The sequence below is a fragment of the Streptomyces sp. NPDC005784 genome, from assembly GCF_042871525.1.
GTDB lineage: Bacteria > Actinomycetota > Actinomycetes > Streptomycetales > Streptomycetaceae > Streptomyces.
Genome location: NZ_JBIAIQ010000001.1, coordinates 361,587 through 377,812, shown reverse-complemented (window position 1 = coordinate 377,812; position 16,226 = coordinate 361,587). Strand labels below are relative to the sequence as shown.

Genomic DNA, 16,226 nt, shown 5'->3' with positions numbered 1-16,226 from the left:
GTACGACCGTGGGCGGATCGCGGGCGGATCGCGGGCAGTAGGACGAGGCTCACGCAACCCCGAATGACGGTTCGCCCGGGGTTCAGGCGATAGTGGGGTCTGTGACTGCTGTACCTCACCCCCGATCCGAAGCCGCGGGACCCTCCCGGTCCGGCCGCCGCAGCCTCGCTGTGACCCTGCTGAGCGGCGCGCTCGGCGCGGCCGTGGCCCTGCTGTCCACCCGGCAGAACTGGGCACAGGGGACCGCGACCGTGGCCGGCGGCGCCTTCCCAATGACTGCCAAGGGCAGCGACATCACGGGAGTGCCCGCGGCGCTCGCCATAGTCGGCCTCGCCGCGCTCGTCGCCGTCTTCGCCGTCCGCCGCTCCGGCCGCCTCCTGGTCTCCGCGCTGCTCGCGCTCTCCGGCGCGGGCACGGTCGTCGCCGCCGTCCTCGGCGCGAGCGACAGCTCCGCCCTCGACGAGCGGGCCGCCGCCGCCTCCGGCAACACCGCCGCCACCGCGGCCGACCTCAGCCACACCGTCTGGCCGTACGTGGCCGCGGCGGGCGGCGCGCTCATCCTGCTCGCCGGGCTGCTCGCCCTGCGCTACGGACGCGTGTGGCCCGCCATGTCCGGCCGCTACGAGCGGGACGGCAGGCCCCGGCCCCGCAAGGTCAAACCGGTCGACCCGGACCGCCCCGAGGACATCTGGAAGGCACTCGACCGCGGCGAGGACCCCACCGGTCCCGACCCGGCCGGGACCTAGGCCCCGGCGTCCAGGGGTCCCCCGCCCCGGGGCCTTCGTCCTGACCCGGCCGGACCGACGCGCGAGGGGCGACCCCCCGCTCACGGCAGGCCCGCGCGTACGGGACAATGGACGTGAGCGTCCGACTCACACACGCATACAGCAACGAGGAGCAAGTCATGGCGGGCAGCAGCCACGGTCACACCCCGGCCGCCTGGACCGGTGTCATCATCGCCTTCATCGGTTTCTGCATCGCGGGTGCCTACATGGTGATGGCCGAACCGCTGGGCTTCTGGGCCGGCATGGTCGTCGTCGTCCTCGGCGGTGTCGTGGGCATGGTCATGCGGAGCATGGGCCTCGGCCAGCCGAAGACCTCCGAGGCGCACCCCGCGAACACGGCGCGCTCGACCGTGAGCGCCGACGCCTGACCCACTGAGGTTTCACGGAAGGCGGCCCCCGCACACCTGCGGGGGCCGCCTTCCGCGTACTCGGGCGAGCGCCCGCACCGCACGCGAGGCAGAATGCGTCGCGTGAACGCCGAAACCCAGAGGGTGACGCAGGCCGGGCCGGGCGCCGGTGACCTGGCGCGGCGGCTCGCCGTTCCCGGCGGGATGCTCGCGGCCGTCGCCGGGGCCTTCGCGTACGTCGGGGCCGTCGACCCCAATCAGCCCGGCCACTACCCCGTCTGCCCGCTGCTGCGCCTCACGGGCATCTACTGCCCCGGCTGCGGCGGTCTGCGCAGCGCGCACGCCTTCGCGCACGGAGACCTCGCCACGGCGCTCACGGACAACGCGCTCGCCGTCGGCGGCTACCTGGCCTTTGCCGTGCTGTGGGCCGTCTGGGTGATCCGCGCGGTGCGCGGTCGGCCGACGCGGCTCGATCTCGGACCGGTCCACCTGTGGAGTCTGGGCGCGTTGGTGCTGGTCTTCACCGTTGTCCGGAACCTGCCGTCCGGCGGCTGGCTGCACCCTTGATCAAATGACAAATGTCCAGGTAATGGGACCGGCGTCAACCGGATGCGAGGGCTACGCCTTCCTCCGGATACCATCGCAGTGACCCGACTTTTCCGTCAGGGACGGTGAACCCGGGTCGGCTGCTCAACCGCTTCAACCGTCCACCGCAGGGAAGGGGGCCGCTCGCGTGAGTGTGCTCGACGAGATCATCGACGGAGTCCGTGCCGACCTCGCGGAGCGGCAGGCGCGCGTCAGCCTCGACGAGCTCAAGGAGCGCGCGGCGAAGGCTCCGGCGGCCAAGGACGGCGTGGCCGCCCTGCGCGGTGACGGCGTCAAGGTCATCTGCGAGGTCAAGAGGTCCAGCCCGTCCAAGGGCGCGCTCGCCGCGATCGCCGACCCGGCGGCCCTGGCCGCCGACTACGAGGCGGGCGGCGCGGCCGTCATCTCCGTCCTCACCGAACAGCGCCGCTTCGGCGGTTCGCTCGCCGACCTGGAGGCCGTCCGCGCCCGCGTGGACATCCCGGTGCTGCGCAAGGACTTCATCGTCACGTCGTACCAGCTGTGGGAGGCCCGCGCGTACGGCGCCGACCTGGCGCTGCTCATCGTCGCGGCCCTCGAACAGCCCGCCCTGGAGTCCCTCATCGAGCGTGCGCAGTCCATCGGGCTCACGCCGCTGGTCGAGGTGCACGACGAGGACGAGGTCGAGCGGGCGGTGGACGCCGGCGCGAAGATCATCGGTGTCAACGCGCGCGACCTGAAGACGCTGAAGGTCGACCGTACGACCTTCGAGCGGATCGCCCCCGAGATCCCCGACGGCATCGTCAAGATCGCCGAGTCCGGTGTCCGAGGCCCGCACGACCTCATCGCGTACGCCAACGCGGGCGCCGACGCGGTCCTGGTCGGCGAGTCCCTCGTCACCGGCCGCGACCCGAAGACCGCCGTCTCCGACCTGGTCGCGGCAGGCGCCCACCCGGCCCTGCGGCACGGACGGGACTGACCTGCCGGTGTCCGCCCCGACCCTCGCCCCCGCCGTACCCCGTCCGGGCCACCGCCCCGACGGCGTACCGGCGTGCGCGGGGTCGGCCGTACCCCGTCCGGCCGAACAGGTTCCGGCTGCGCCGGGTCCGGCCGTACCGGCTTCGGGCCCGACGGCTCCGGCCGTACCGGTTCCCGGAGGTCTGGTCCCGCTGCCGCCCGTGATGAGGGCGGACGGCGGGCACGCGAGCCCGCCCGTCGCGTCCGGCACGCATCTCTCCCTTCCCGGGGGCCTGTACGCCGGGCGCTCCTGGGCGCCGTCCGCCGCGGTGCTCCCGGTCCCTTCGGCGGCCCGTGACCCCTATGCCCGTCTCGCCCGCGGCTGCCGGCCGCGCGGCTGCCGGGCGCCCGCACGCCGTGTGCACGGGCGCCGGGTCCGTTACGTCATCGGCGACGAGCCGGGTCAGGTCAACGGCATGCGATGGCCCGAGCGCGTACGCGCGCTCACGCCCTCCCCGGCCTAGTCCCCCTCGCGGACGGACCGAGCCCGGTCCACCGCACGCGTGGACCGAGCCGGTTCCACCCGAGCGGGGAACGAGCTGGATCCACCCCGCACATGGACCGAGCCGAGTCCGGCACACCCCGGTCCTCGCGACGGCACGTCCGTCGCCTGCGCGGGCGGACCGGCGGCAGGGCGGGCGGTGTCACCGACAGACCTGTCGGTGACCGCGGAGCGCGGGTGCGTCCGGCTTCCGTGACCCCTGTCCGATCCCGTAACCGGGGCTGTCGCCCCTGCGAGGTATCCGCATGCCCAGCGAGTTCTTCATTCCCGACCCCGAAGGTCAAGTCCCGAGCGCCGAAGGCTACTTCGGCGCGTTCGGCGGCAAGTTCATCCCGGAGGCGCTGGTCGCCGCCGTGGACGAGGTCGCCGTCGAGTACGACAAGGCGAAGGCGGACCCCGAGTTCGCCCGCGAGCTCGACGACCTGCTCGTCCACTACACCGGACGCCCGAGCTCCCTCACCGAGGTGCCGCGCTTCGCCGAACACGCCGGTGGCGCGCGGATCTTCCTCAAGCGCGAGGACCTCAACCACACCGGCTCGCACAAGATCAACAACGTGCTCGGCCAGGCGCTGCTGACCCGGCGCATGGGCAAGACCCGCGTCATCGCGGAGACCGGCGCCGGCCAGCACGGCGTCGCCACGGCCACCGCCTGCGCGCTCTTCGGCCTCGAATGCACCATCTACATGGGCGAGATCGACACCCAGCGGCAGGCGCTGAACGTGGCCCGGATGCGCATGCTCGGCGCCGAGGTCATCGCCGTGAAGTCCGGCTCCCGCACCCTCAAGGACGCCATCAACGAGGCGTTCCGCGACTGGGTCGCCAACGTCGACCACACCCACTACCTCTTCGGGACCGTCGCGGGCCCGCACCCCTTCCCCGCCATGGTCCGCGACTTCCACCGGGTCATCGGGGTGGAGGCCCGGCGGCAGATCCTGGAGCGCGCGGGCCGGCTGCCCGACGCCGCCGTCGCCTGTGTCGGCGGCGGCTCGAACGCCATCGGCCTCTTCCACGCCTTCATCCCCGACAGCGGCGTACGCCTGATCGGCTGCGAGCCCGGCGGGCACGGTTTGGAGACCGGCGAGCACGCGGCGACGCTCACCGCGGGCGAGCCCGGTGTCCTGCACGGATCACGGTCGTACGTCCTCCAGGACGAGGAGGGCCAGATCACCGAGCCCTACTCGATCTCGGCCGGACTCGACTACCCCGGCATCGGCCCCGAGCACTCCTACCTCAAGGACAGCGGCCGCGCCGAGTACCGCGCGGTCACCGACGACGCCGCGATGCAGGCCCTGCGGCTGCTCTCCCGCACGGAGGGCATCATCCCGGCGATCGAGAGCGCCCACGCGCTCGCCGGGGCCCTGGAGGTCGGCAAGGAGCTGGGCAAGGACGGGCTGATCGTCGTCAACCTGTCCGGGCGCGGCGACAAGGACATGGACACGGCCGCCCGCTACTTCGGCCTCTACGACAACGGCGTCGACGCCGTCGTCGCCGCGGACGCCGACAGCGAGAACGCCGAGATCGAGGGGGACGCCAAGTGAGCGGCAACATCCGGCTGTTGAACGACACGCTCGCCGCGGCGAGGACGGAGGGGCGGTCCGCCCTCATCGCGTACCTGCCGGCCGGGTTCCCGACCGTCGACGGCGGCATCGCCGCCGTCAAGGCCGTCTTCGACGGCGGTGCCGACATCGTCGAGGTCGGGCTGCCGCACAGCGACCCGGTCCTCGACGGCCCCGTCATCCAGACCGCCGACGACATCGCCCTGCGCGGCGGCGTCAAGATCGCGGACGTGATGCGGACCGTCCGGGAGGCCTTCGAGGCCACCGGCAAGCCGGTGCTCGTGATGACGTACTGGAACCCGATCGACCGCTACGGCGTCGAGCGCTTCACCGCCGAGCTCGCCGAGGCGGGCGGCGCGGGCTGCATCCTGCCCGATCTGCCCGTCCAGGAGTCGGCGCTGTGGAGGGAGCACGCGGAGAAGCACGGTCTCGCGACCGTCTTCGTCGTCGCGCCCAGCAGCAAGGACGCCCGGCTCGCCGAGATCACCGCGGCCGGCAGCGGCTTCGTGTACGCGGCCTCGCTGATGGGGGTCACCGGAACCCGGGAGTCGGTCGGGGCCCAGGCCCAGGACCTGGTGGCGCGTACCAAGGCCACCACGGAGCTGCCCGTCTGCGTCGGCCTCGGCGTCTCCAGCGCCGCACAGGCCGCCGAGGTGGCCGGCTTCGCCGACGGCGTGATCGTCGGCTCGGCGTTCGTGAAGCGGATGCTGGACGCCCCGGACGACGCGGCCGGGCTCGAAGCCGTACGGGCGCTCGCGGCCGACCTCGCGAAGGGCGTGCGCGGAACGCCGTAACGCCACGACGCGGATCCGTGGGTTCGCCAGGGCCCGGATCCGTACGTGGGCCAGGGCCCGGATCCGTACGTACGCCACCGCGCGGATCCGCGCGTACGCCACGACGCGGATCCGCGCGTACCGGACAATCCGCTCACTCGAAGGAGTGGACCTTGGACCGGGGAGGCGCGCTGCGCCTCCCCGGTTCGTTCTGCCGGATGTGAGCGAGAAGAACCGTGACGGAAAGCGCAACGCCCGCGAGCGGCTGGCGGTCGAGCGAGAGAAGCAGAAGGCCGGGGAGAAGCGCCGGCGCGCGCTGATCGTGGGGGCGTCGGTGGTCTGCGTCCTCGGTCTGGCCGCCGTGATCGGCGTGGTGGCCGCCAACGCAGGCAAGGACAAGAAGAGCGGCGCGTCGGGCCCGGTCGTGTCGCCCTCGGGCGCCACCGGCAAGGACAGTCTCGCGATCCCCGTCGGCAAGGACAGCGCCAAGTCGACCCTCACGGTGTGGGAGGACTTCCGCTGCCCGGCCTGCCAGGCCTTCGAGACGGCCTACCGCCCGACGATCCACGAGCTGACCGACTCCGGGAAGATGAAGGTCGAGTACCACCTCGTCACGCTGATCGACGGGAACCTGGGCGGCAGCGGCTCCCTCAAGGCCGGCAACGCCGCGGCGTGCGCGCAGGACGCCGGGAAGTTCCGCGACTACCACGACGTGCTGTACGAGAACCAGCCCAAGGAGACCGACGACGCCTTCGCCGACAACGCCAAGCTCATCGAGCTTGCCGGCAAGGTCGAGGGCCTGGACACCCCGGCTTTCCGCAGCTGTGTCAACGGCGGCACCCACGACTCATGGGTGCACAAGTCGAACGCCGCGTTCCAGAGCAACGGCTTCACGGGCACCCCGACCGTGCTCCTCGGCGGCAAGAACATCTACGCGGACCAGTCGATGACCCCCGCCAAGCTCAAGCAGATGGTGGAGGCGGCGAACAAGGGCTGAGCAGTCCGGACGCTCCGGCCCCCGCCTGCACGCTCCGGCGCCCCCGCCTGTCCACAGGCCGGGGGCGCCGCACGTTATGGACCCGTTGCGGGGCTGCCCACCGTCGGCGGCGTCCGGCACGGTAGCGTCGACCTTGCCATGGAACTTGCCTACATTCCCAGCCCGTCGCACGGTGTGCTGCACCTCGGCCCCATTCCGCTGCGCGGCTACGCGTTCTGCATCATCATCGGCGTCTTCGTAGCCGTCTGGCTCGGCAACAAGCGCTGGATCGCCCGGGGAGGGCGGACCGGCACAGTGGCCGACATCGCTGTCTGGGCCGTGCCCTTCGGCCTCGTCGGCGGCCGGCTCTACCACGTGATCACGGACTACGAGCTGTATTTCAGCGAGGGCCGTGACTGGGTGGACGCCTTCAAGGTCTGGCAGGGCGGGCTCGGCATCTGGGGCGCCATCGCCCTCGGTGGGCTGGGCGCCTGGATCGGGTGCCGCCGCCGGGGTATCCCGCTGCCCGCCTGGGCCGACGCCCTCGCGCCGGGCATCGCCTTCGCGCAGGCGATCGGGCGCTGGGGCAACTGGTTCAACCAGGAGCTGTACGGCAGGGCCACGGACCTTCCGTGGGCGCTGCACATCACGTCCTCCACGGACGGGCGGGTCCCCGGCTACTACCACCCGACGTTCCTGTACGAGTCCCTGTGGTGCGTCGGCGTCGGATTCCTGGTCATCTGGGCCGACCGCCGTTTCAAGCTCGGCCACGGACGCGCCTTCGCCCTGTACGTCGCCGCCTACTGCGTCGGCCGGGGCTGGATCGAGTACATGCGTGTCGACGACGCCCACCACATCCTGGGCCTGCGTCTCAACGACTGGACCGCGCTGGTGGTCTTCCTCCTCGCGGTGCTCTATTTCGTGCTCTCGGCCCGGCTGCGTCCGGGGCGTGAGGAGATCGTGGAGCCGCACGCCGACGAGGATGCGCCGGCCGAGGGCGACGAGACCGCTTCCGGCAAGGACGAGGACGCGGCCGAAGGCAAGGCTGACGACAAGGGCAAGGACAAGGACGAGGACAAGAGCGAGGACGAGGGCGGGACCGACGCTGGGGCCGACGACGACTCCGTCGACCTCGACAAGCCGTCCGTCGCCGAGTCCGCCTCCTCCGAGCCCGCCGGAACCGCGGCCGAGACGGAATCCGGGACGGAGACCGACGCCGAGGCCGGGGCGGAGTCCGTGTCGCGGGACGAGGCCGGGTCGGCCAAGAAGAGCTGAATTCTCCCCGTACACCAGAAGGGGGCGCCGCGTCCGGGACGCGGCGCCCCCTTCGTGTCGTCTCAGGTCGTGTCGTCTCAGGCCAGGCGCTGGGCGAGGGCGAGGGTGCGGCGGGCGCCCGTGACCACCGCCGCGTCGACGAAGCGGCCGTCCGGCAGGGCCTGGGCGCCCGGATCGGCGGCGGCGGCCCGGATGACGGCCTCGGCGGAATCGACCTCGGCCGGGGTGGGGAGGTAGGCCCGTTCGATGATCGGGAGCTGGCGGGGGTGGATCGCCGCGCGCCCGAGGAAGCCGAGGGCGCGGCCGTGCGCGCAGGACGAGGCCAGGCCCTCCACATCGCGGATGTCGGGGTAGACCGACTGGACCGGCGGGGGCAGCCCCGCCGCCCGGGCGGCCACGATCAGGCGGGCCCGGGACCAGTCGAGGCCCGCTTCGTCGCGGACGCCGAGATCGGCCCGTAGATCACTCTCACCGAGCGCGATACCGCGCAGAGCGCGATGGGAGGACGCGATGGAGAAGGCGTGCTCCACGCCCAGCGCCGTCTCCAGCAGGGCGTAGAGCGGGATCGTGCGGCCCGCCGCGGGGCTCGCGCTCTCCGCCACCCGTACGACGTCGGAGCGCGAGGTCACTTTCGGCAGCCGCAGACCGGACAGGCCGCGGAGCGACGAGAGTGTCTTCAGATCGGCGTCGGAGAAGGGACCGTCGAGGGCGTTGACCCGGACGTGCACGGGGACGGGCGGCGCGTCGGCGAGCAGGTCGGCGGTGGCGGAGCGGGCGTACTCCTTGCGATGCGGTGCGACCGCGTCCTCCAGGTCGACGAGGACGACGTCCGCACCGGATACCAGGGCCTTGGCCACCACCTCGGGACGGTCACCCGGCGCGTACAGCCAGGTGAGGGGCAGGAGGTCCGCGGTCACAGCGCGCCCTCCGCTCTCAGTGCCTCGATCTCGGGCCCCGTCAGGCCGAGTTCGGTGAGCACGGCGTCGGTGTCCGCGCCGTGCGGGCGGCCCGCCCAGTGGATCGCGCCGGGCGTGGCGGAGAGCCGGAAGAGGACGTTCTGCATGCGCAGCGGGCCCAGTTCGGGGTCGTCGACGGTGGTGACGGTGTCGAGGGCCTGGTACTGCGGGTCGGTCATGACGTCCCGGACGTCCTGGACGGGGGCGATCGCCGCCTCCGCCTTCTCGAAGGCGGCGAGGACCTCGTCCCGGGTCCGGTCGGCGATCCACGCGCCGACGGCGCCGTCCAGGACGTCGGCGTGGAGTGCCCGGTCCTCGCCGGTCGCGAACCACGGCTCGTCGATCACGTCCGGGCGGCCCACCAGCCGCATCACCCGCTCCGCGATCGACTGCGCCGACGTCGAGACCGCGACCCAGGAACCGTCCGCGGTGCGATAGGTGTTGCGGGGCGCGTTGTTCGCCGAGCGGTTGCCGGTGCGCGGCTGGACATGGCCCAGCTGGTCGTACCAGATCGGCTGCGGGCCGAGGACGGTCAGGATCGGCTCGATGATCGCCATGTCGATCACCTGGCCCTCGCCGGTGCGCTCGCGGGCGGTCAGCGCGGTCAGTACGGCGTAGGCCGTCGCCAGTCCGGCGATCGAGTCGGCCAGGCCGAACGGCGGGAGGGTCGGCGGCGCGTCCGGCTCGCCGGTGATCGCCGCGAAGCCGCTCATGGCCTCCGCGAGCGTGCCGAAGCCGGGGCGGTGCGCGTACGGGCCGAACTGGCCGAAGCCGGTGACCCGGGCGAGCACCAGGCGGGGGTTGGCCGCGGACAGCTCCGCCCAGCCCAGGTCCCACTTCTCCAGGGTGCCGGGACGGAAGTTCTCGATGATCACGTCGGCGTCGGCGGCGAGCCGGAGCAGGGTCTCGCGGCCGCCGCGCTTCGACAGGTCGAGTGTGATCGTGCGCTTGTTGCGCCCGAGGAGCTTCCACCACAGGCCGATGCCGTCCTTCGACGGGCCGTGTCCCCGGGACGGGTCCGGCTGGGCGGGGTGCTCGATCTTGACGACCTCCGCGCCGAAGTCGCCGAGCATGGTGGCGGCGAGCGGCCCCGCGAACAGGGTCGCGAGGTCGAGGACGCGCAGGCCGCCGAGGGGGCCGTCCCCGGTGTGCCCGTTCACGAGGCGGCCTGGGCGTCGATCTCTGAGCGGTACGGCATCGAGGACGTCGCGCCGGGCCGCTGAACCGACATCGCGGCCGCCGCCGACGCCCACACCATGGCCTCCGACATTTCCCGGCCCTCGGCGAGCGCCACCGCGAGGGTACCGACGAAGGTGTCGCCCGCGCCGGTGGAGTCGACGGCGGTCACCTTGGGAGCGGGCACCGTGATGGGCTGGGCGCCCCGGGCCGCGTACAGGCTGCCGTCCGCGCCGAGCGTGACGACGACCTCGGGGACCTGTTCGAGCAGTGCGTCGGCGGCTCCGCGCGGGTCGGTGAAGCCGGTGAGCGCGGCGGCCTCGTGCTGGTTGGGCACCAACAGGTCGATGGTGGAGAGCAGTTGGGGCGGCAGGAGCTGTGCGGGGGCCGGGGTCAGGATCGTCCGGACGCCGTGCCGGCGGGCGGCCTCCGCGCCGGCGAGCACGGCCTCCAGCGGGATTTCGAGCTGGAGGAGAAGCGCGTCGGCGCTGGCGATGAGGCCCTCGTCGCCGGGGGCGAGGGAGGTGACGGTGCCGTTGGCGCCGGGGATGACGACGATCGCGTTGCCGCCCTCGTCGTCCACGACGATGTGCGCGGTGCCGGACGGGCCCTCGGTGGTGCGCAGATGGTCGGTGTTCACGCCGAAGTGCTCCAGCGTGGAACGGAGTTGGCTGCCGAAGGAGTCGGCGCCCACCGCGCCGACCAGGGAGACGTCGGCGCCCGCGTGCGCGGCGGCCACCGCCTGGTTCGCGCCCTTGCCGCCGGGGATCGTACGGAACTCCCGTCCCGTGACGGTCTCTCCGCGCTGCGGGGCTTTGGCTACATACGCGACGAGGTCCATGTTCGTGCTGCCGAGCACGGCGATATGGGTCATGGGCGAACGGTCTCCCGTTGTGTGAGGTGGGCGAGGGCGTCGAAGCCGATGCCGTTGAAGTCGGCGACGGAGGTGGCGAGCCGGTTCTTGAGGGGGGCCGTCCAGCGGTCGGGCAGCTTGGCGGGGTCGCCCGTGAGCAGGCCGGCGATGCTCCCGGCCGTCGCGCCGTTCGAGTCGGTGTCCAGACCGCCGGACACCGCGCGGCAGACCGAGCCGCCGAAGTCGCCGTCGGCGTGGGTGAGGGCGGCGGCGATCAGCGCGGTGTTGGGCACGGCGTGCACCCAGTGACAGCCGCGGTGGGTGGCGTGCAGTTCGTCGACGACCGTGTCGAAGTCGGGTGTCGTACGGGCGAGCCGGACGCCGTGGCGGACCGCGCGGGCCAGCCGGGAGCCGGGCGGGACCACTCTCAGTCCGGCGCGCAGACAATCGTGGACGTCACGTGTCGCGGTGGCCGCCTCGGCGATGGCGGCGGCCGTGAACATGGCCGCGTAGACGCCGTTGGCCGTGTGGGTGAGGGTGGCATCGCGGTACGCCTGTTCCGCGGCCCGCGCCGGATCGCCCGGGTTGGTCCAGCCGTGCACGTCCGCGCGGATCAGGGCGCCGATCCACTCGCGGAACGGGTTGTGACGGCGGGCGGTGTCCGGGGGCTCGACGCCGCTGAGGAGGTTGCGGTACGCGACGCGCTCCGCGGTGAAGGTGCGGCCGGCGGGGAGTTCGTCCAGCCAGAGGCGGGCCACGTCCGCGGTGGTGAAGTCCCGGCCGTACCGCTGGAGCAACAGGAGGTTCAGGAGCGGGTAGTTGAGGTCGTCGTCCTCCGGCATGCCGTCGATGTTCTCGGCCAGGGAGGTGGCGGCGGAGCGCCGGTTCCACGGGTGGGCGTCCAGGAGTTCCCGGGGTACGCCCCGCGCGGTGAACCAGGTACTCAGAGGCCAGTTGCCGGAGGCTCTGGCCAGCGCCCGGATCGCGTCGAGGGGGAGCTTCTCCACGGGTTTGCCCAGCAGGCAGCCCACGGCACGGCCGAGCCAGGCCGCTTCCAGGCGGGCCCGGTCGGGAGGGGGCACGGGCGCGTACCGCGGGGGTGGCCAGGCGGGGCACTGGGCCTTGATCAGTGCCAGATCCGTCGGTTCGTCGTCCGCCAACCTGCCCGGCAGGGCGGCGAGTTCGTCGAGGAGGTCGGCCGCGAGGCGGCGCAGGGACGGCGAGGCCGGGGTCGCCGAGGCGCCCGCGCGCAGCGGGGCCGGCCGGCCACCGGCCGCGTGCCAGCGGGCGGCGACGCGGGCCGGCTCGCGGCCGTCCTGGACGGCCTGGTGGAGCTCGTGGCCGAGGAGGTCCTCGGGCTGGACCCAGGTCAGCCGGAGCACGGTGTCCCCGCCAGCGCGGCGTACGCCGCCTCGTGGGCCCGGCGGCGGTGGACGTCGCGGCGGAAGATCTCCCGGGTCACCTCGGCGAGCGTACGCGCCGGGGCGTCCAGGTCGAGACGGCTGGACTCGGCCACCGACTTGGCCCAGTCGTGCGGTACCTCGCCGCCCAGCGCGCCCGCGAGGGCGCCCGCCATGGTGGCGATGGAGTCGCAGTCGCGGCCGTAGTTGACCGAACCGAGCACCGCGTGCCGGAAGTCGCCGCCCGACACCAGCAACATGCCGAGCGCGACCGGGAGTTCCTCGATGGAGTGGAGCCGGGAGGGGCGGCGGGCGCCGAGGGAGGGGGAGCGGTAGTCGGGGCCGACCGTGTCGTACGGGGCCACCGCCCGGCGCAGCGGGACGAGCGCCGACTCGAAGTCCGTGTGCCGCGAGGCGACTTCGCAGACCGCCTCGACGGCGGCGCGGGTGCCGTCCTTGGCGAGCGACAGGCACGCGGCGACGACCGAGTCGGGGGTCGCGCCGGGTGAGCAGGCCGCCGCCACCGCCGCCGCGAAGACGCCCGCGGCCTCGCGCCCGTACGAGGACTGGTGGGCGCCCGCGATGTCGAGCGCCTCGGCGTACGCGCCCGCCGGGTTCGCCGCGTTGACGAGGCCGACCGGGGCCATGTACATCGCGGCACCGCAGTTGACGATGTTGCCGGCGCCGGCCTCCCGGGGGTCCACATGGCCGTAGTGGAGGCGGGCGACCAGCCACTTCTCGGCGAGGAAGATGCGCTGGAGGGGGAGGGCCTCGGCCTCCAGTTCCGGAATCCAGCGGGGGGTGGTCATCAGGTCGGGGACCAGGTGCTCGGCGACGGCGTAGGCGTCGAGGTGGTCGCGGACGGTGGCGTACACGCGTACCAGCGCGTGGGTCATCAGGGTGTCGTCGGTGACGTGTCCGTCGCCCTTGTGGTACGGGGCGATGGGGCGGGCGGTGGGCCAGTCGTCGCCGTTCCAGGGGCCGACGACGCCGTGCACGCGGCCGCCGTGGCGTTCGGTGATCTGCTCGGGGGAGTACCCCTCGACGGGGCCGCCGAGGGCGTCGCCGACGGCGGCTCCGACGAGGGCTCCGTTGATCCGCTCGTCGAGGGTTCCCGTTTCTTCTCCTTTGGGCGTCATGCCCGAATCATCCCTCCGGGGTGGCCAGTTCCGGGGAATCGAGCGGGTCGGCGAGTCCTGTCGCTTCGAGGAGTTCGGCGAGCCCGATGAGATCCGTCCCGGTCAGCCGGGGCAGCGCGCAGCCGGACAGGGTGCGGCAGGCGTCGCGCCAGGAGGAGGGGATCGCGGCGGCGCCGCCGAGCGCTCCGGTGAGCGCGCCGGCCAGGGCGGGGGCCGAGTCGGCGACCCGGGACAGACACGCGGCGGCGGGCACGGCCTCGGCGATCCGGCCGCGCGCGGCGGCGGCCAGGGCCAGGGCGACGGGGACGGTCTCGGCGGCCGCGATGCCGTAGCTGTAGACGTGGTCGACGATCTGGTGCTCCAGCAGGGGGACCAGGGCGAAGGTGCTCTCGCTGCCCTGGGCCAGCGCGAGGGCGTGCCGGGCGTTGCGGCCGATCTCCGTCGCGGCGGGCAGTTCGGCGAGGGCCGCCTCCACGCAGGTGTCGACGTGGTGCCCGGCGAGGGCGAGCGCCACCGCCGCGGCCATCGCGCGGGCGCCGTGCACCCCGTCGCCGTCCTGGGTGTAGCGGGCGTCGAACTCGGCGAGTTCCGCGGCGAGTCGGGGGTCTCCCGGGTGCGCCACGGCGAGCACACAGGCCCGTACGCAGGCCGCGTCGTCGAAGTAGTGGGGGTTGTCGTGGCCGGTGGCGGGCGGGCGCAGACCGGTGGCGAGGTTGCCGAGTCCGGCGCGCACCGAGATCCGGGCGCGCAGCGGGAGCAGGGCGGACTCGACCTCGGGGGCGCGGTCCGCCGCGGCTGCGACCTCGCTGGCGACGGCGTTCCACGACAGGTCGATGGACGCGCGCATCCGGCGTTCGAGGCTCAGGTCGCCGAGTGCCGTCGTCTCCCCGGCCCGCAGCACGGCCTCCGCCGCGAACGCCGCCCACTCGGCGTCGTCCGAGGGGCCGAGCCGCAACGGTTCCGGCGGCTGGTTCAGCGCGATCGGTACGGGCAGGGTCGTCGTCGCGTTCTGCTCCGCGAAGGTGTCCAGTTCGCGGGTCAGCCGCCGGGTCCACTCGGGCATCCGCGCGGCCCGGTGCCGTGCGGCGGGCCATCCCGCGGCGTCCCCCGCGGCCAGCCCGAGGAGAAGCCCTTCGATGCGGCGCGGACCCGCCGCCGGGCGCGCCTCCACCGGTGAGACCCCCAGCCCCTGAACCCCCTCCGCAAGCAGCCCGCTCTCCGCACCCCGGCCAACCGCCCCCGGCGCCGCGCCCCTGCCGACCGCAACCGGCTCCGCACCCCGGCTGACCGCTCCCGGCTCCGCGACCCGGTAGACCGCCACCGGGTCCGGGCGCCCGTCGACCGCCACCGGCCGCGTGTCTTCGGGGGGTGTCGTCGGCGGTGCGGCTTCGGTGAGCGCCACCGGCCGTGTGGCTTCGGCGAGTGCCGCTGGGGTCGGCGCTGCCGAGGGTGTCGCCGGCCCCGGCTTTCGGGTGTTTTCGGCGAGTGGCGATGCCTCGGCCGGGGTCGGTGTGTGCGGCGCGACGGTGCTTCGGGTCGGTGTGGCGGTTTCCGACGGGTCGGGTGGTGCCAGTTCGGGGGGCGCGGCCGACGCGGCGCCCTCGCCCGGTGTGGCGCCGGACTCGTCCCCGGCCAGGCCGGGCCTCATGACCGCACCGCGTCGCCACCGGCGGCCGGCTCGCGGGTGTCCGCGGCGGGCACGGCGCAGGCGTCCGGGGCGGGAAGCGCGCGCCCTCCGGCGCCCCACTTCTCCTCGTTCTCCGGGGTCAGGAGTTCCGCCACGTCCAGGATGTGGTGGCCCTCCATCGAGGGGAGGCAGCTGCCGCGGGCCGGTCCGATCCCCGCCGCCCACTCGGCGGGGATCGAGGACATGCCCCGGGTCGCGCCCGCCAGCGCGCCGGCCACCGCGGCCGTCGTATCGGCGTCGCGGCCCATGTTCACCGCGGTGAGCACGGACTCGGTGAACTCCCCGTCCGCCGCCGCGTACGCCCCGAAGGCGAGGGCCACGGCCTCGGGGGCCAGGTCGGTCCACGGGTAGCCGCCGATCACCACGGCGGAGCGCACCGCCCGTTCGCCGCGGTGGGCCACCGCGACCGCGCGGCGCAGGGAGCGGGCCGTCCACGAGTCGTCCGGCACGACGGCCAGGGCGGAGGCCACGACCGCGATGGTGGGGGCGCCCGCCATCGCGGCGGCGACCCCCGCCGCGACCGCCTGGCCGCCGTAGATGCCCTCGCCCTCGTGGCTCACCGAGCCGTCGATCGCGACGAGCCGGGCCGCTTCGGCGGGCCGGCCGGCCGCGAAGACGCCGAAGGGCGCCGCGCGCATGGCGAGACCGTCGCTCCAGGCGTGCCGGTGCTGGGCGGAGATGGGCGCCGCGAGCCCCCGGCGGAGGTTCTCCAGCGTGCCGCGCTCGCTGAAACCGGCGCCGCGGAACGGCCCCTCGTCGCGGTCCGCGATCCACTGGTGCCAGGCCGACTCGACGTGCGCCACGGTCAGCGCCGAGCCGTGCCGGGCCAGCAGCAGCCCCGAGAAGATCGCGTACTCGGTGTCGTCCGTCCCGGCCGGGTGCTCGGCGACGTACCCGGTGATCCGGCCCCACTTGGCGCGGATCTCCGACGGCTTCATGTTCTCGGCGGGGGCGCCCAGCGCGTCCCCGACGGCGAGTCCGAGCAGGGCGCCGCGTGCCCGGTCGCGAAGACCGGCGGCGTTCCCGGATGCCGGGGCCGAGGGAATGCAGGCGATGGAAGCCATACGTGCCTCTCCTCTCAGGGCCCTGCCGGTGCGCGGAATGCGGCGCGCGGAACCCTTTGCGAATCTGTCCCACCTTGGCGGTTGACAAGAGCCTTACCGGCCCCACTGTCACCCGGTCGACATATGTGCATGACATGCCACGGATGAGCGATAAAA

16 protein-coding genes are annotated in these 16,226 nt (G+C 73.7%); 9 read left to right on the top strand and 7 right to left on the bottom strand.

The window, feature by feature from the left end; all coding sequences use genetic code 11:
- The first annotated feature begins 92 nt into the window (after positions 1–92).
- From ACFYR3_RS01655 to lgt, 9 genes are all read left to right on the top strand, one after another.
- Complete coding sequence (locus ACFYR3_RS01655; RefSeq protein ID WP_389280995.1) at positions 93–746, top strand: TIGR02234 family membrane protein; 654 nt, start codon at positions 93–95, stop codon at positions 744–746.
- A gap of 158 nt (positions 747–904) precedes the next feature.
- Positions 905–1,153: an HGxxPAAW family protein gene (locus tag ACFYR3_RS01650; RefSeq protein ID WP_355855977.1), complete on the top strand. Its 249-nt coding sequence runs from the start codon at positions 905–907 to the stop codon at positions 1,151–1,153.
- Between the two features lie 93 nt (positions 1,154–1,246).
- Positions 1,247–1,699, top strand: coding sequence for a DUF2752 domain-containing protein (locus ACFYR3_RS01645; protein ID WP_356781840.1), 453 nt, complete (start codon positions 1,247–1,249; stop codon positions 1,697–1,699).
- Between the two features lie 166 nt (positions 1,700–1,865).
- Positions 1,866–2,675 (top strand): indole-3-glycerol phosphate synthase TrpC, encoded by an 810-nt coding sequence (gene trpC / locus ACFYR3_RS01640; protein ID WP_355855973.1) that lies wholly within the window; start codon positions 1,866–1,868, stop codon positions 2,673–2,675.
- 202 nt (positions 2,676–2,877) lie between these two features.
- A complete protein-coding gene (gene trpM, locus ACFYR3_RS01635; RefSeq protein ID WP_389281220.1) occupies positions 2,878–3,177 on the top strand; it encodes a tryptophan biosynthesis modulator TrpM in 300 nt (99 codons plus the stop codon).
- A 283-nt stretch (positions 3,178–3,460) separates the two neighbouring features.
- Positions 3,461–4,753 carry a tryptophan synthase subunit beta gene (trpB, locus tag ACFYR3_RS01630; RefSeq protein ID WP_356781841.1) on the top strand — a complete coding sequence of 431 codons (1,293 nt, stop codon included), beginning with the start codon at positions 3,461–3,463 and terminating at the stop codon, positions 4,751–4,753.
- On the top strand, positions 4,750–5,565 hold the full coding sequence (trpA, locus tag ACFYR3_RS01625) for a tryptophan synthase subunit alpha (protein WP_355855964.1): 816 nt from the start codon (positions 4,750–4,752) through the stop codon (positions 5,563–5,565). Before trpB ends, trpA begins: the two co-directional genes overlap by 4 nt.
- 199 nt (positions 5,566–5,764) lie before the next feature.
- Positions 5,765–6,541 (top strand): thioredoxin domain-containing protein, encoded by a 777-nt coding sequence (locus tag ACFYR3_RS01620; protein WP_355855961.1) that lies wholly within the window; start codon positions 5,765–5,767, stop codon positions 6,539–6,541.
- A gap of 138 nt (positions 6,542–6,679) precedes the next feature.
- Positions 6,680–7,795: a prolipoprotein diacylglyceryl transferase gene (gene lgt / locus ACFYR3_RS01615; RefSeq protein WP_389280992.1), complete on the top strand. Its 1,116-nt coding sequence runs from the start codon at positions 6,680–6,682 to the stop codon at positions 7,793–7,795.
- Between the two features lie 77 nt (positions 7,796–7,872).
- On the opposite strand, the gene ACFYR3_RS01610 is transcribed toward lgt, so the two are convergent.
- The 7 genes from ACFYR3_RS01610 to ACFYR3_RS01580 are packed head-to-tail and all read right to left on the bottom strand — an operon-like array spanning position 7,873 to position 16,070.
- Positions 7,873–8,712, bottom strand: coding sequence for a CoA ester lyase (locus ACFYR3_RS01610; RefSeq protein WP_356781843.1), 840 nt, complete (start codon positions 8,710–8,712; stop codon positions 7,873–7,875).
- The gene (locus tag ACFYR3_RS01605; protein WP_356781844.1) at positions 8,709–9,911 is read right to left on the bottom strand and encodes a CoA transferase; all 1,203 of its coding nucleotides are present in this window, start codon (positions 9,909–9,911) and stop codon (positions 8,709–8,711) included. Before ACFYR3_RS01605 ends, ACFYR3_RS01610 begins: the two co-directional genes overlap by 4 nt.
- Positions 9,908–10,801: a ribokinase gene (gene rbsK, locus ACFYR3_RS01600; protein WP_389280989.1), complete on the bottom strand. Its 894-nt coding sequence runs from the start codon at positions 10,799–10,801 to the stop codon at positions 9,908–9,910. The genes ACFYR3_RS01605 and rbsK overlap by 4 nt, the downstream gene beginning before the upstream one ends.
- Entirely contained in the window at positions 10,798–12,162 is a 1,365-nt protein-coding gene (locus ACFYR3_RS01595; protein WP_355855946.1) for an ADP-ribosylglycohydrolase family protein, read from the bottom strand. Before ACFYR3_RS01595 ends, rbsK begins: the two co-directional genes overlap by 4 nt.
- A complete protein-coding gene (locus ACFYR3_RS01590; RefSeq protein ID WP_355855943.1) occupies positions 12,150–13,319 on the bottom strand; it encodes an ADP-ribosylglycohydrolase family protein in 1,170 nt (389 codons plus the stop codon). The genes ACFYR3_RS01595 and ACFYR3_RS01590 overlap by 13 nt, the downstream gene beginning before the upstream one ends.
- Positions 13,320–13,326: 7 nt before the next feature.
- The gene (locus ACFYR3_RS01585) at positions 13,327–14,967 is read right to left on the bottom strand and encodes an ADP-ribosylglycohydrolase family protein (protein WP_355855940.1); all 1,641 of its coding nucleotides are present in this window, start codon (positions 14,965–14,967) and stop codon (positions 13,327–13,329) included.
- Positions 14,964–16,070 (bottom strand): ADP-ribosylglycohydrolase family protein, encoded by a 1,107-nt coding sequence (locus tag ACFYR3_RS01580; protein ID WP_355855937.1) that lies wholly within the window; start codon positions 16,068–16,070, stop codon positions 14,964–14,966. The genes ACFYR3_RS01585 and ACFYR3_RS01580 overlap by 4 nt, the downstream gene beginning before the upstream one ends.
- Positions 16,071–16,226 lie beyond the last annotated feature (156 nt).